The 13,383-nt window shown below is 57.6% G+C and carries 13 protein-coding genes; 8 read left to right on the forward strand and 5 right to left on the reverse strand.

All coding sequences use genetic code 11. The features are described from left to right. Window positions 1-181 precede the first annotated feature (181 nt). Window positions 182-2,497, forward strand: coding sequence for a penicillin-binding protein 1A (locus tag hmeg3_RS03205; RefSeq protein ID WP_094566107.1), 2,316 nt, complete (start codon window positions 182-184; stop codon window positions 2,495-2,497). A gap of 121 nt (window positions 2,498-2,618) precedes the next feature. Here hmeg3_RS03205 and queC read toward each other — a convergent pair whose 3' ends face one another. The 3 genes from queC to hmeg3_RS03220 all read right to left on the reverse strand — a co-directional run bounded on the left by queC (window position 2,619) and on the right by hmeg3_RS03220 (window position 5,419). Then, window positions 2,619-3,338, reverse strand: a complete 720-nt coding sequence (gene queC, locus hmeg3_RS03210) for a 7-cyano-7-deazaguanine synthase QueC (RefSeq protein ID WP_094566108.1) — start codon at window positions 3,336-3,338, stop codon at window positions 2,619-2,621. Window positions 3,339-3,371: 33 nt separating this feature from the next. Beyond that, on the reverse strand, window positions 3,372-4,175 hold the full coding sequence (locus hmeg3_RS03215) for a DUF3108 domain-containing protein (RefSeq protein ID WP_198361778.1): 804 nt from the start codon (window positions 4,173-4,175) through the stop codon (window positions 3,372-3,374). A gap of 140 nt (window positions 4,176-4,315) precedes the next feature. Further along, the gene (locus hmeg3_RS03220; RefSeq protein ID WP_094562455.1) at window positions 4,316-5,419 is read right to left on the reverse strand and encodes a DUF3108 domain-containing protein; all 1,104 of its coding nucleotides are present in this window, start codon (window positions 5,417-5,419) and stop codon (window positions 4,316-4,318) included. Window positions 5,420-5,670: 251 nt separating this feature from the next. On the opposite strand from hmeg3_RS03220, the gene hmeg3_RS03225 reads away from it, so the two are divergent. From hmeg3_RS03225 to rfaE2, 3 genes are all read left to right on the forward strand, one after another. Continuing rightward, complete coding sequence (locus hmeg3_RS03225; RefSeq protein WP_094562456.1) at window positions 5,671-6,495, forward strand: PhaM family polyhydroxyalkanoate granule multifunctional regulatory protein; 825 nt, start codon at window positions 5,671-5,673, stop codon at window positions 6,493-6,495. A 139-nt stretch (window positions 6,496-6,634) separates the two neighbouring features. After that, complete coding sequence (locus tag hmeg3_RS24890; RefSeq protein WP_198361779.1) at window positions 6,635-7,498, forward strand: ferritin-like domain-containing protein; 864 nt, start codon at window positions 6,635-6,637, stop codon at window positions 7,496-7,498. 141 nt (window positions 7,499-7,639) lie between these two features. After that, window positions 7,640-8,113: a D-glycero-beta-D-manno-heptose 1-phosphate adenylyltransferase gene (gene rfaE2, locus hmeg3_RS03235; RefSeq protein WP_050476424.1), complete on the forward strand. Its 474-nt coding sequence runs from the start codon at window positions 7,640-7,642 to the stop codon at window positions 8,111-8,113. A gap of 112 nt (window positions 8,114-8,225) precedes the next feature. On the opposite strand, the gene hmeg3_RS03240 is transcribed toward rfaE2, so the two are convergent. Then, the gene (locus tag hmeg3_RS03240) at window positions 8,226-8,717 is read right to left on the reverse strand and encodes a copper chaperone PCu(A)C (RefSeq protein ID WP_094562457.1); all 492 of its coding nucleotides are present in this window, start codon (window positions 8,715-8,717) and stop codon (window positions 8,226-8,228) included. 63 nt (window positions 8,718-8,780) lie between these two features. Then, the gene (locus tag hmeg3_RS24630; protein WP_157739206.1) at window positions 8,781-9,134 is read right to left on the reverse strand and encodes a DUF2946 family protein; all 354 of its coding nucleotides are present in this window, start codon (window positions 9,132-9,134) and stop codon (window positions 8,781-8,783) included. Window positions 9,135-9,411: 277 nt separating this feature from the next. Here hmeg3_RS24630 and hmeg3_RS03245 point away from each other — a divergent pair, with 277 nt between their 5' ends. The 4 genes from hmeg3_RS03245 to hmeg3_RS03260 all read left to right on the forward strand — a co-directional run bounded on the left by hmeg3_RS03245 (window position 9,412) and on the right by hmeg3_RS03260 (window position 13,334). Then, entirely contained in the window at window positions 9,412-10,389 is a 978-nt protein-coding gene (locus hmeg3_RS03245) for an ABC transporter substrate-binding protein (RefSeq protein ID WP_094562458.1), read from the forward strand. A 91-nt stretch (window positions 10,390-10,480) separates the two neighbouring features. After that, the gene (locus hmeg3_RS03250; protein ID WP_094562459.1) at window positions 10,481-11,455 is read left to right on the forward strand and encodes an ABC transporter substrate-binding protein; all 975 of its coding nucleotides are present in this window, start codon (window positions 10,481-10,483) and stop codon (window positions 11,453-11,455) included. 189 nt (window positions 11,456-11,644) lie between these two features. After that, window positions 11,645-12,538 carry an ABC transporter permease gene (locus hmeg3_RS03255; RefSeq protein WP_094562460.1) on the forward strand — a complete coding sequence of 298 codons (894 nt, stop codon included), beginning with the start codon at window positions 11,645-11,647 and terminating at the stop codon, window positions 12,536-12,538. A 1-nt stretch (window position 12,539) separates the two neighbouring features. Then, window positions 12,540-13,334 (forward strand): ABC transporter ATP-binding protein, encoded by a 795-nt coding sequence (locus hmeg3_RS03260; RefSeq protein ID WP_094562461.1) that lies wholly within the window; start codon window positions 12,540-12,542, stop codon window positions 13,332-13,334. Window positions 13,335-13,383: the final 49 nt, after the last annotated feature.

A 13,383-nucleotide genomic window follows, 5' to 3' on the forward strand; every position in this document is an offset into this window, starting at 1 on the left:
AAGCAATTGCCGGATTTCCCCTCCTTGCAAGTCGTTATAATGCGAGGATTGTCTTTCTCAAGCCCAGCCTCAACGCATGACCACCCCTGAAAACAACGGCAAAGCGCCAACTCCAGCTCCTGCTGGCGCGCCTGGCCCTGAACCAACAACTCCTGCCGCTGCTCCCAAGACCAAGAAACGTTTGCATCCGGTCATCCGTATTTTGCTGGGGACGGTTGGCACGCTGGTGGCGCTGGTGCTTATGGCAGTGCTCGTGCTGGGGTTTGTGGTGACGCTGGCCTATCCGAAGCTGCCGGATCTCGATTCGCTGACCGACTATCGCCCCAAGATCCCGCTGCGGGTGTTCTCTGCTGATGGCGTGCTGATCGGTGAGTTTGGCGAAGAGCGCCGCAACCTTGTGCATATCAAAGATATTCCGGACATCATGAAAAAGGCCGTGCTGGCGATCGAAGATGATCGTTTCTACGAGCACGGCGGCGTCGACTATCAAGGTATCGTGCGCGCCAGCTTCGCCAATCTGTCGGGCGGCAGTGGTGGCGCCAGTACGATCACGCAACAGGTGGCGCGTAACTTCTTCCTGACCAGCAACGAGCCGACGTTCTTGCAAAAGGCGTCGCGCAAATTCCTCTACGAAATTCCACTGGCCTGGAAGATCGAGCGCAATCTGACCAAGGATCAGATCCTTGAGGTCTACATGAATCAGATTTACCTCGGCCAGCGTGCGTATGGTTTTTCCTCTGCTGCGCAGATTTATTTCGGTAAATCACTCAAGGAACTGACCATCGCTGAATCGGCCATGCTGGCAGGTCTGCCGAAAGCGCCATCGGCCTATAACCCGGTCGTCAATCCCAAGCGTGCCCATGCGCGTCAGCAATATATCCTGCTGCGCATGCGTCAGCTCGGTTACATCACCGACCAGCAATATACGCAGGCCAAGGACGAAGAGCTGAAGGTCAAGACCGACAGCACCGCGTTTGGTGTGCATGCCGAGTACGTTTCTGAAATGGCGCGCCAATTGGTCTACGCACAATTCAAGGATGATACGTACACGCGTGGCCTGAACGTGTTCACCACGATCACCAAAGCGGATCAGGACGCCGCCTATCTGGCGCTGCGCCGCGGCATCATCGACTATGAGCGCCGCCACGGCTATCGCGGTCCGGAAGGCTACATGGAGATTCCGACCACCTCCAAGGAAGAGGCCGACGACGCGATTGAGTCTGAGCTGGCCGATCATCCCGACAGCGACGATCTGGTTGCCGCGGTGGTACTGGAAGCGACCACCAAGGAAATCACCGCGGTATTGGCAACCGGTGACGAGATCAAGATTTCCGGTTCCGGCCTCGGTTTTGCCGGCAACCTGCTGAGCGAAAAAGCGCCTCCACAGAAGAAGATCAAGCGCGGCGCCATTATTCGCGTCTTCCAGGATGGCAAGAACTGGATCGTCACGCAGATGCCTGAAGTTGAGTCGGCTTTCGTTTCCGTCAATCCGAATGACGGTGCGGTGCGTGCCCTGGTGGGTGGCTTCGACTTCAATCGCAATAAATTCAATCACGTGATTCAGGCGTGGCGCCAGCCGGGTTCATCGTTCAAGCCTTTCATCTATTCGTCATCGCTGGAGAAAGGTTTGTCGCCGGCCACCATCATCAATGATGCGCCCTTGACCTTCACCCAGACTGGTGGCCAGGTATGGCAGCCGAAGAATTACGGCGGCAAGTTCGAAGGCCCGATCTCGATGCGTCGCGCGTTGCAAAAATCGATCAACCTGGTGTCGATTCGTATTCTTGAGCGCGTCGGCGTCAAGTACGCGCAGGAATACATCACGCGCTTCGGCTTTGATGCCGACAAGAATCCGCCTTACCTGACCTTGGCGCTGGGTGCCGGTGCGGTGACGCCGTTGCAGATGGTGGGTGCGTATTCGGTGTTCGCCAACGGCGGCTACAAGATCAATCCTTATCTGATCTCCAAGATCACCGACAACAACGGCAACACCCTGTCCGAAGCGCAACCCGCCAAGTCCGGCGACGAGGCCAACCGTGTCATTGATGCGCGGAACGCCTTTGTGATGGATAGCATGCTGCGCGACGTCGTGCGTCACGGCACTGCGGTCAAGGCCTTGTCGCTCAAGCGTACCGACCTCGCAGGCAAGACCGGCACCACCAATGATTCGATGGATGCCTGGTTTGCCGGTTATCAACCGAATCTGGTGGGTATCGCATGGATGGGCTACGACCAACCGAAGAGCCTGGGTGATCGCGAAACCGGCGGTGGCCTGGCCCTGCCGATCTGGATCAGCTACATGCAGAAGGCGCTCAAGGATGCGCCGATGGTCGATCGCACTGTGCCGAGCGGTCTGATTGAGTCGGGCGGCGAGTACTACTACTCGGAATATCCTCCGAACGCCAGTGTGCGCGATCTTGGTATGGGCGACCATGGTGCGACGGCGTCGCCGGAAGAGGAAAAAGCCAAAAACCAGATGAAGAACGAGTTGTTCTGATACTGACTTGAGGACTGATTTGCTGTTGCGCCCCGAAAGCGCAGCAGCAAAGAAAAACGGCAGGCGGGGTGATCCCGATCCTGCCGTTTTTTATGCCTGCGAAAACTGTTTTGAGAACTGCTTACGCTGTTTGCGTGTACTGCTGATAACCACGCGCACGCAGGTCGCAAGCCGGGCAGGTGCCGCAGCCGTAGCCCCAGTCATGCAGCGCACCGCGCTCACCGAGGTAACAGGTGTGTGTGTCCGAACGGATCAGATCCACCAGCGTTTGCCCGCCGAGTTCGTTGGCCAGACGCCAGGTTGCCGCCTTGTCGATCCACATCAGCGGTGTCTCAACTTTCAACTTCGTCGCCATGCCAAGATTCAGCGCGACTTGCAGCGCCTTCATCGTGTCGTCACGGCAATCCGGATAGCCGGAAAAATCCGTCTCGCACATGCCGCCGACCAGAACATCCAGCCCTCGCCGATAGGCTACGGTCGCAGCTACCGTCATGAAGAGCAGATTGCGTCCCGGTACGAAGGTATTCGGCAACCCATTTTCCTGCATCGAGATGGCGACGTCGCGCGTCAACGCCGTATCGGAAATATCGCTGATCAGCGAGAGATCGATCATGTGGTCTTCGCCGAGTTTCTTTTGCCATTCAGGCGAGAAGCCGCGCATTTTTTCCAGCAGCGTTGGCCGTACTTTCAGTTCAATGGCATGACGCTGGCCGTAGTCGAACCCAATGGTTTCGACTTTGTCGTAGCGTGACAAGGCCCAGGCCAGGCAAGTGGTGGAGTCCTGGCCGCCGCTGAACAATACCAGCGCGCGATGCGAGAGAGAGGGACGGGGAGTGTTCATGTTGTTGTTTCCGACATTCATCTTTTTTAAATCTTAACCGGGTTTCTTGTTAACGTTGTCCAGCGTCTGTTCGATGAAATCGCCATCTGGATCGGTAAAGCGCAAGCGTGCAGGATACCAGTCCGCCGAGGGGGCAAGCCAGATATCCAGCTTTTGTCCCTTGTCGTCCGGCGGCGGTGCGCGCAGCACGTGGACGGCGTTGAGTTCACCTTGCTTGGTCTTGATCTTTTCACGGCCGACAACCTTGAAACTCCATTGTTCAGCATCCCGTGGGCCTGCGACAAAGAACAGCCATTCCGAGCCTGGCGTGAATTTGTCGGCATTGCCGCGGGCGACGGCGATCAGTTGCCAGATGATGCTGGCGCGATCCTGCTCGCCACCTTTCAGCGGATAGGTTTCGGCCGATTGCGTAAAGTTGATGGCGTTGGTTTCGCGATTGAACGTCGTGGTCGATGCTTCGCGGCGGAAGCGTTTGTCGACGAAACGTGTCGGCGCCAGACCATAGCTGTCGATGTCGCCTTCACTGGTGGTTTCGAGAATTTTCCCCAGCATCATGGCGCGGGTTTCCGTCGTCACGATGTACTTGGCGCCGCTGTTATTCCATTTGACCAGCGCTTCGCCGTTGACTTGCAGGCCACTTTGCTTGGCCTCGATGTTGTAGTGGAGTTCGGCCGACGGCGGCAGGCTGACCTTGCGCTTGATCACTGGATGTTCGGCTGGATCTGCGGCCAGCGCCGTGGCGGGGGAAATAGCGACAGCAGCGCTCGTCAGGAGCAGAGTGCAAAGCAGCCGCGAGAGTGTGCGGATTGCGCGGCGCGTGAAGGTAGATATCAGCATGTGGATTCACTTGAAAATTCGACAACTGTCCGGCGGGCAATCTGCTATTGCAGTGACATGGCGGGAGCTGTGCCTACGGTTTTTCGGAACGTGGCAGGAGCGAGGTGCGGTCTGTCGTAACCTCGGCCAAAAACCCTAGTTTACCGAGTTTTGAGATTGGACAACGACATCTCCAAATAATCCCCATTTGTTTCAGTGAACCTCAAACGCGCCGGATACCACTGCTTGTCGGGCGTCAGCCAGATGTCGAGCCGTTGATCGTAGGAGCCCGGGCGAGGCTGGCGTACGACGTGCCAGGCCTGGTGCGAGCCATCGTACAGGCGTATGTCTTCTTTGCCGACGATTTGCATGCGCCACACTTCGCCATCCCTCACGCCTGCGACGAACATGTCGACGACCGCACCGGGCGTGAACTTGGCGGCATCGCCCCGTCCGATCGCGGCGAGCTGCCAGATGATGCTGGCGCGGTCCTGCTCACCACCGACACGCGGATACGTGGTAGTGGAGGACGAAAAACTCACGAGATTGCGTTCACGATTGAAATGCGTGTTGGTCGCCGGGCGATTGCGTTTCTTTTCCGTATAGATCTCGGGAGAGACACCGAATTCATTGAGGTCGCCCTGGCTGGTGTAGGTCAGGAAGGTGATCTTGGCGAACATGCGGACATAGACTTCGCCGTCAACGCTATAACGGTTGTTCCCGGCTTTCCAGGTTTGCGTGCTGGTGCCGTGCCAATCCAGATTGTCGAAAAAAGCGTGGACGTCGTATTCCAGGTCGGCAGATGGCGGCGGATCGAACTGATATTGCGTGCCTTGTTCTGTCTTTGTAGCGGTGTTGTCGGCGGTAGGGGCCGGCGCCGAGGCATCTGCCGCCGGCACTGCGGCAGCGGTTGCTTCGCCAGATGTCGGCCCGGGCTGTGCATCTGGAGCCAGCACCGAGGATGTCTCGACGACGGGATTTGCCGGTCCCTCCGTTGGCGGAGGTGCTTTTGCTGTCGGAGTCGGAGTCGGTCTCGGTCTTGGTGGTTTCTGTTTGGCTGCAACCGGCAGCGATACCGGTTGTTTCGGCTGTTCCAGCTGCACGAGTGTGACGTTCATGTCCGACGGCGCCTTATCGTCAGTCTTGGCGGCGTTGAACGAGGATTGGCCCCAATGGATCGCCAGCACATGCAGCAAGATGGTGAAGACGATCAGCGCCGCAATGCGCCATCGTCTGGTCGTAGGGAGAGCCTTTGTTTCTGTCATGGCGTAAGTGTATCGCGGCTCTTGGATGGCGCCGTGTTTTACCGGATATGAATGCGGCAACGGGGAATTCAAACGACGTACAATGCGATTTTTCGGTCGTGGCGTTTATCGTTGATGGCGAAGGCGTGTTTTCTTTCGTGGCGACATTGTTGCGCCGCATGAGTAAGGAGCGCATGATCAAGGCACTTTCTGCACAGCGGCGGCAGATATTTCAATTGAGCGCAAATTGCGTGTACCGATAGGAGACTGAAATGCTGAATCACAACAACATGCCCGGTGCCGGATCGATTGCCGACACCATGGAATTCATGCGCAAAATGTGGGGCAGCATGGGCGCGCCGGCGATGGGCATACCGTCGTTGTCAGTCGAAGAAATCAACAAAAAGATCTCCGATCTCAAAACCGTCGCGTCATGGCTGGAACTCAACATGAACATGCTGCGCGCGACTATTCAGACTCTTGAGGTACAAAGCGCAACGTTATCGACCTTGCAGGCGATGGGGGCGATTCTGACGCCGCGAGATGCCGATGATGCAGCTGCGGCAGCGAAGGCCGCCTCGCCATTCGGTTTTCCGAACTGGCCGCCGCAAGCGACAGAGCCACAGAAAGAAGATAAGAAGGAAACTCCACGCAGCGCTTCAGCTCCGCAGCCGGAACCTGCTGTAGAAGACGAAGAAGACGAGGAAAGTGCCGACGAAGACATGCCGGAGGATTTGTCGGCAAAGGGCAAAGACGCCGCTGCGGAAGCCGAGGCAGGCCAGAATCCGATGCCTGCGCCGGATTTTCAGGCATCGATGGCGAATCCAAACGCCTGGTGGAATTTGTTGCAGGAGCAATTTCAGCAAGCCGTCGGCAATGTGCTTGCCGATCAGGTTCCTGCGGGGAAAGAGGCGACAAAATCCAAGCCCGCCACCAAGCCAGCCGGTAAGCCCGCACGCAAGGCGGCCAGCGCATCGGCAGGGCCGAAAAAAACAACAAAACCCAAGGCTGAGGCCAAACCGCGAACACGCGCCAAATCGACTGTTGTACAATCTCGGCAATCCAAGCCAGCCTCCCGCAAGCCAAAATCCCCTTGATCGGCGCAAAACGACAACATTTGTGCGCAAATGTGCGTGACTTTCTTGCTTGTCATCATTCTGAAACCTAAGCGTTTTAGTATGGGGATGGGGAAAACTCTTGGTAAAATCAACAAGTTAAATCATAGGCAAGGTCAGAATGCTGTACCCAGAACTGTTTAAATCGCTCGAACAAGTCCGCTGGAATATGGATAAAGATATTCCTTGGGATAAATTCGATGCTTCGATGCTCTCCGACGAGCAAGCCCAGACCATTCGCATGAATGCGATCACTGAATGGTCGGCGCTGCCTGCAACGGAAATGTTCCTGCGCGACAACCGCGGTGATAGCGACTTTTCCGCTTTCATGTCGGTGTGGTTCTTCGAAGAACAAAAACACTCTCTGGTGCTGATGGAATATCTGCGCCGCTTCAAGCCGGAATTTGCGCCGACGGAAGAAGAGCTGCACAACGTGCGCTTTGAATTCGATCCAGCGCCGCCGCTCGAAACCCTGATGATGCACTTCTGCGGCGAAATCCGTCTGAATCACTGGTACCGCTGCGCCTCCGACTGGCACACCGAGCCGGTCATCAAGCAAATCTACAAGATCATCAGCCAGGACGAAGCACGCCATGGCGGCGCCTATCTGCGCTACATGAAGAAGGCACTGGTCGAAGTCGGCGATACTGCGCGAGCAGCCTTCGCCAAGATCGGCGTGCTGATGGCATCCGCCCGTCGCACTGAAAAACCTTTGCATCCGACCAACCTGCACGTCAACCAGGCGCTGTTCCCGAACGACACCGTGCAAAGCCGTCTGCCGGATCCGGAGTGGCTGGAACATTGGCTCGATACGCAGATCAAGTTCGATAGTGAGTGGGAAAAGAAGGTCGTCGACCGTATTCTGCACAACATGTCCCTGCTGTTTGAGCGCACCTTTGAAACCGTGCAAGAGCTCAACCGCTATCGCAAGGAAATCGTCACCCGCATGGCGCCAGCAGCACCGGTGCAACCTGCTGCTGCCTGATTTTTGGCTGACTCTGATCAGCTTGCAGTCTGACGACGAAAGCCGCACACTACGTGCGGCTTTTTTATTTGGAAAAGTAGTGTGAACAAGCGTGCATGGCAGTAGCGTTGTGCGTAGTCAGAACAGAAGAGAAAGAACCCGATGAGCGATTTTGAGAAGAAGATTTGCAGCCGTGCCGAACTGAAAGCACGTGTCGCCGCCTTGCCGCAGCCGGTCGTGCTGACCAACGGCGTGTTCGATATTTTGCATCGCGGCCACGTGACCTATCTGGCGCAGGCGCGTGCAGAAGGTGCGTCGCTGGTGGTGGCCGCCAATACCGACGCCTCGGTCAAACGCCTCGGCAAGGGGGATGATCGTCCGATCAATACCTGTGAAGACCGCATGGCGGTGCTGGCTGCCTTGGAATCGGTGTCGCTGGTGGTGCCTTTCGATGAAGACACGGCGCTGGAAGTCGTGCAAGAAGCCCGCCCGCAGATCTATGTGAAGGGTGGTGACTACGACATGGCGGCCATTCCTGAAGGGCAAGCCGTTGCGGCCTATGGCGGCAAGTCGGTGGCCATCGCTTTCGAACATGATCGCTCCACCACCAAGCTGCTGGCCAAGGTGCGCAAATAAGCGCGGCCAGGCCGGAGTTCGGCAGCAATGCCGGCTACAAAAAAAGCGGCCCGCAGGCCGCTTTTTTATTGCCCGTTTCTTGAAACGGGTTTGTTACTGAACGTATTGCCGATCAATGGTGCATGTGTTCCATGCCGCCCTTGTCGCCGCCTTTATCGGCTGTCTTGTCTTCGACGTAGACAGAGACTTCCAGCTTGCCGGCTTTTTCAAATGTCAGGGTCATCGGGATCTTGTCGCCTGTCTTCAAAGGTTGGCTCAGGCCGATCAGCATGATGTGATAGCCGTTGCCCGGCTGCATGGCGATTTTTTCAGTCGGCTTGATGTCGATGCTGCCGACTTCGCGCATCTTCATCACGTTGCCTTCCATGGACATGGTGTGGATCTCCGCCGACTTGGCGATGGGAGAGGCGACGGCGATCAGCTTGTCGCCGGCTTTGCCCTTGTTTTCAATACTCAGGTAAGCACCGCCGGAGGGCTGACCCGGCACGGTCGGGCGCGCCCATGGGTGGCCAATCTGCAATTCTGCCACCTTGTAATCATGCGCATAGGCGGTGCCGGTCAGGGCGAGAGCGGCAACGAGGGAGAGTAAATGACGGTAAGACATGAGAATCCTTTGAATGTGGAGAGTAAGTCGCGAGGCTGGTGTACAGAGATGTCAGTGAAACACTCAGGCCGGCGGCGCTCTCGCCCGGTTGTCTGCTTTCGATACCTGCGGGAAGTGCTCGCGCTGCAGCGCCTGCGCCGTCCGATACATCGATGTTGCATGGAATGCATCAACATTGCCACCGGGCAAATCCAGTACATAGGGCTGGCCGTTGCTGCAATAACTGCAATGGGCGTGTACGGACGGATTCGGGGCGGGGCCGGGACTTTGCCATGCGGTACTCGCACTGGTGGAGCAAATCGCCATGGTCGCCGTCGGCGTCTTCGTCGCCGCCAGAGAGGCGAGCGGCAACAGGCTGCCGAACGCCAGAGCGGCGATGGCAATCCAGGCAGCGAAAGAGCGAAGGGAGTATGGCATGGGCGCAGATTATATCAATTGAGGTTTTCGTGCTTTTCTCCATTCTCAATGCGAGCCGGATTGGGCGTTTCCGGGGCAATATTCAGGTGGTTTTGCGATAAATAAGAACGGATGTGCGAAAGATCGTGCCGGATGGTCGATTTTTGGTGCCGATGGCGCGCCCGGCAGCCGTTTCGGGCATGCTTCAAAATTGTTTACGTAAATTGATTGTTGGCAGGCGCTAGGCTAGACTTAGCGTCTTTTGTCGCTTTCACCTAATAATTTTGAGGAGACGCTCATGTCCAGCATCAAAAAATTGTCGTTGCGCACTTTAGTCAGCACCCTGGCTTTGGCCGCGGTCTGCTCCGCGCCGGCTTTCGCAGCGGACAAAACTGTCCTGGTCACAGCTATTGTTGAGCATCCTGCTCTTGACGCGGTTCGTGACGGCGTCAAGGACGAACTTAAGGACGAAGGCTTCGAAGCCGGCAAGAACCTGAAGTGGGAATATCAAAGCGCCCAGGGCAACACCGGTACAGCCGCACAGATCGCCCGCAAGTTCATCGGCGACAAGCCTGACGCTATCGTTGCCATCGCGACACCGTCGGCGCAAGCCGTCGTGGCCGCCACCAAATCGATTCCTGTTGTCTACTCCGGCGTCACCGACCCGGTTGCTGCGCAACTGGTCAAGGACTGGAAGCCGTCCGGCACCAACGTTACCGGCGTGTCCGACCTGCTGGAACTGGAAAAACAAGTCGACCTGATCAAGCGCGTCGTGCCTAACGTCAAGCGCGTCGGCATGGTCTACAACCCGGGCGAAGCCAATTCGGCGGTGGTCGTGAAGGCATTGAAAGAACTGCTGGGCAAGTCCGGCATCAGCCTGGTTGAAGCCGCAGCACCGCGCAGCGTCGACGTCGGCTCCGCCGCCAAGAGCCTGATCGGCAAGGTCGACGTGATCTACACCAACACCGACAACAACGTGGTCTCGGCCTACGAAGCGCTGGTCAAAGTCGGCAACGACGCCAAGATCCCGCTGGTGGCTTCCGACACCGACAGCGTCAAGCGTGGCGCAATTGCTGCTCTGGGCGTGAACTACTACGACCTCGGCCGTCAGACCGGCAAAGTCGTGGCGCGTATTCTGAAGGGCGAAAAGCCGGGCGATATCGCTTCGGCCACCAGCAGCAAGCTGGAACTGTTCGTCAATACGACTGCAGCACAAAAGCAGGGCGTGACCTTGTCGGCTGACCTGATCAAGTCGGCCAAAACAGTCATTAAATAAGGCATCAGCACATTGCGAAAAAACAAGCGCCCGCCAAGAGGCGCTTTTTCATACAGACAGCATCACATAAAGAACTACACGAGGAGAGGATATGTTCACATTGACTAAAACTTTGCGCGTCATCACCGGCGCGCTTGCGCTGGCCGCCGTTTGCGCCGCGCCGGCGCTGGCCGCCGACAAGAGCGTGCTGACGACGTCCATCGTCGAGCATCCGGCATTGGATGCCGTACGCGACGGCACCCGCGACGAGCTCAAGGCAGAAGGCTTCGAGTCCGGCAAGGGCTTCAAATGGGAATTCCAGAGCGCCCAGGGTAATGCCGGCACCGCCGGTCAGATCGCCAAGAAATTCGTCGGTGACAATCCTGACGTGATCGTCGCTATCGGCACCCCGTCGGCACAGCCGCTGGTGGCATCGACCAAGACCATTCCTATCGTCTATTCGGCTATCGCCGACCCGATCGCAGCACAACTGGTCAAGGACTGGGGCCCGTCCGGCACCAACGTCACCGGCCTGTCGCATATGCTGGATCCGGTCAAGCAAGTCGAGATCATCAAAAAAGTGGTTCCTAACGCGAAGCGCATCGGCATCGTTTACAATCCGGGCGAATCCAATTCCGTCTCGGCGCTCAATGCGCTCAAGGCCGTGCTGGAAAAGCAAGGCATGACGCTGGTGGAAGCCGCGTCGCCGCGTTCGGTTGATGTTGCTCCCGCCGCCAAGAGCCTGATCGGCAAGATCGATGTGATGTACACCACGACCGACAACGTCGTCGTGTCGACCTTCGAGTCGCTGGCCAAGGTTTGCAACGACGCCAAGATCCCGCTGATCGCCTCCGACACCGGCAGCGTCAAGCGTGGCGCGGTTGCTGCACTGGGCGTGAATTTCTACGACCTGGGCCGTCAGACCGGTAAAATCGTGGCGCGCATCCTGAAGGGCGAAAAGCCGGGCGACATTCCATCGTCGACCAGCAAGAACCTGGAGCTGTACATCAACACGACCGCCGCGCAAAAGCAGGGCGTGACGCTGAGCCCGGACTTCCTGAAGTCGGCGACCAAGGTTATCAACTGATCAGTTGATAACCTTGCGGCTTGGTTTTGCCGGGCCGCATTCGTGGTACTCAGTCGTACTCGATGCATGCCGTGCGGCGCCACCAGCGCTCCACGGCATGATTTTCAGAGGACATTCGGCATCGACCAGCATGTTACCCACATGCCGCACAGGTCAATGCCGAATGTGTTTTTTAAGAAAGACTTTTTTATGTCGCTGTATACGCTCTTGGGCGCACTGGAAATCGGGCTGATTTTCAGTTTGGTCGCCCTTGGGGTGCTGATTTCCTTCCGCATCCTCACTTTCCCCGATCTGACCGTTGACGGCAGCTTTCCGCTGGGCGGCGCCGTGGCGGCCACGATGATCGCCGCCGGCTACAACCCTTTTCTCGCAACCGGCGTAGCGATCCTTGCCGGTGCACTGGCCGGTTTCACGACCGCCTGGCTGAATGTGCGTCTGAAGATCATGGATCTGCTGGCCAGTATTCTCATGATGATCGCGCTGTACTCCATCAACCTGCGCGTGATGGGCAAGCCAAACGTACCGCTGATCAGCGAACCGACCATTTTCAGCATCCTGTTGCCGGACTGGATGCCCGACTATGTCGAACGTCCGCTGGTGTTGATCGTGGTTGTGGTGCTCGCCAAACTGTTGCTGGACTGGTTCTTCTCTTCCGAAATCGGCCTGGCCATGCGCGCCACCGGTGCCAACGCCCGTATGGCGCGTGCGCAAGGTATCGCGACCGGCCGCGCCACGCTGGCCGGTATGGCGCTGGCCAATGCGTTGGTGGCCTTGGGTGGCGCATTGTTTGCGCAGACTCAGGGCGGCGCCGACATTTCCATGGGCATCGGCACCATCGTGATCGGCCTGGCGGCCGTGATCATCGGTGAAAACATTCTGCCGGCGCGTCGCCTGGTCTGGACCACGCTGGCCGTGATCCTTGGTGCGATTCTGTACCGCTTCTTCATCGCGCTGGCCTTGAACAGCGATTTCATCGGCCTGCAAGCGCAAGACCTGAATCTGGTCACCGCCGTGCTGGTCATGCTGGCGCTGGTGCTGCCGATGGGCAAGCGCAAGCTGAAACTGCTGCGTAAGGGAGCTTGATATGTTGAAGGCAAACGATCTCAAAATTACCTTCAATCCAGGCACACCGATTGAAAACCCCGCGTTGCGCGGCCTCGACCTGGAAATCCCGACCGGCCAGTTTGTCGCCGTGATCGGCTCCAACGGCGCCGGCAAGTCGACTTTCCTCAATGCGATTTCGGGCGACCTGCTGGTGGATTCCGGCAGCATCGAAATCGACGGCGTCGACGTCACGAAGAAACAAGCCTGGGATCGCGCCGGCATGGTGGCGCGCGTGTTCCAGGATCCGATGGCGGGCACCTGCGAAGCGCTGACCATTGAAGAAAATATGGCGCTGGCGATGGCGCGCGGCAAACGCCGTGGCTTCGGCTTCGCCATCAAGCGCAACATGCGCGAGCTGTTCCGCGAGAAGCTGTCGATTCTGAATCTCGGTCTGGAAAAGCGTCTCACCGACCGCATCGGCTTGCTGTCCGGCGGCCAGCGTCAGGCTGTCAGCCTGCTGATGGCATCCTTGCAGCCGTCGCGCATTCTGCTGCTGGATGAGCACACTGCTGCGCTTGACCCGAAGACTGCGGCATTCGTGCTGGAACTGACCGCCAAGATCGTCGCCGAAAGCAAGCTGACCACCATGATGGTGACCCATAGCATGCGTCAGGCGCTGGACTACGGCGACCGCACGGTGATGCTGCATCAGGGCAAAGTGGTGCTGGACGTGTCCGGTGAAGAACGCGCGGGTCTGGATGTGCCTGATCTGCTGAAGATGTTCGAGCGCACACGTGGGGAAGTGCTCTCCGACGACGCGTTGCTGCTGGGGTAATCGCTAGCGATAAAATAAAAAGGCCGCGTTTGCGGCCTTTTTTATTGCC

Origin of the sequence: Herbaspirillum sp. meg3, assembly GCF_002257565.1 — a bacterium.
GTDB lineage: Bacteria > Pseudomonadota > Gammaproteobacteria > Burkholderiales > Burkholderiaceae_D > Herbaspirillum.

Bases quoted from the DNA above. Each gene is read 5' to 3' on its own strand.
- hmeg3_RS03215 (WP_198361778.1), bottom strand. From the start codon at position 4,175: ATGCTGATATCTACCTTCACGCGCCGCGCAATCCGCACACTCTCGCGG.
- hmeg3_RS03240 (WP_094562457.1), bottom strand. From the start codon at position 8,717: ATGTCTTACCGTCATTTACTCTCCCTCGTTGCCGCTCTCGCCCTGACC.
- queC (WP_094566108.1), bottom strand. From the start codon at position 3,338: ATGAACACTCCCCGTCCCTCTCTCTCGCATCGCGCGCTGGTATTGTTC.
- hmeg3_RS03225 (WP_094562456.1), top strand. From the start codon at position 5,671: ATGCTGAATCACAACAACATGCCCGGTGCCGGATCGATTGCCGACACC.
- hmeg3_RS03255 (WP_094562460.1), top strand. From the start codon at position 11,645: ATGTCGCTGTATACGCTCTTGGGCGCACTGGAAATCGGGCTGATTTTC.
- hmeg3_RS03245 (WP_094562458.1), top strand. From the start codon at position 9,412: ATGTCCAGCATCAAAAAATTGTCGTTGCGCACTTTAGTCAGCACCCTG.
- hmeg3_RS03260 (WP_094562461.1), top strand. From the start codon at position 12,540: ATGTTGAAGGCAAACGATCTCAAAATTACCTTCAATCCAGGCACACCG.
- hmeg3_RS24630 (WP_157739206.1), bottom strand. From the start codon at position 9,134: ATGCCATACTCCCTTCGCTCTTTCGCTGCCTGGATTGCCATCGCCGCT.
- hmeg3_RS03220 (WP_094562455.1), bottom strand. From the start codon at position 5,419: ATGACAGAAACAAAGGCTCTCCCTACGACCAGACGATGGCGCATTGCG.
- hmeg3_RS24890 (WP_198361779.1), top strand. From the start codon at position 6,635: ATGCTGTACCCAGAACTGTTTAAATCGCTCGAACAAGTCCGCTGGAAT.
- hmeg3_RS03250 (WP_094562459.1), top strand. From the start codon at position 10,481: ATGTTCACATTGACTAAAACTTTGCGCGTCATCACCGGCGCGCTTGCG.
- rfaE2 (WP_050476424.1), top strand. From the start codon at position 7,640: ATGAGCGATTTTGAGAAGAAGATTTGCAGCCGTGCCGAACTGAAAGCA.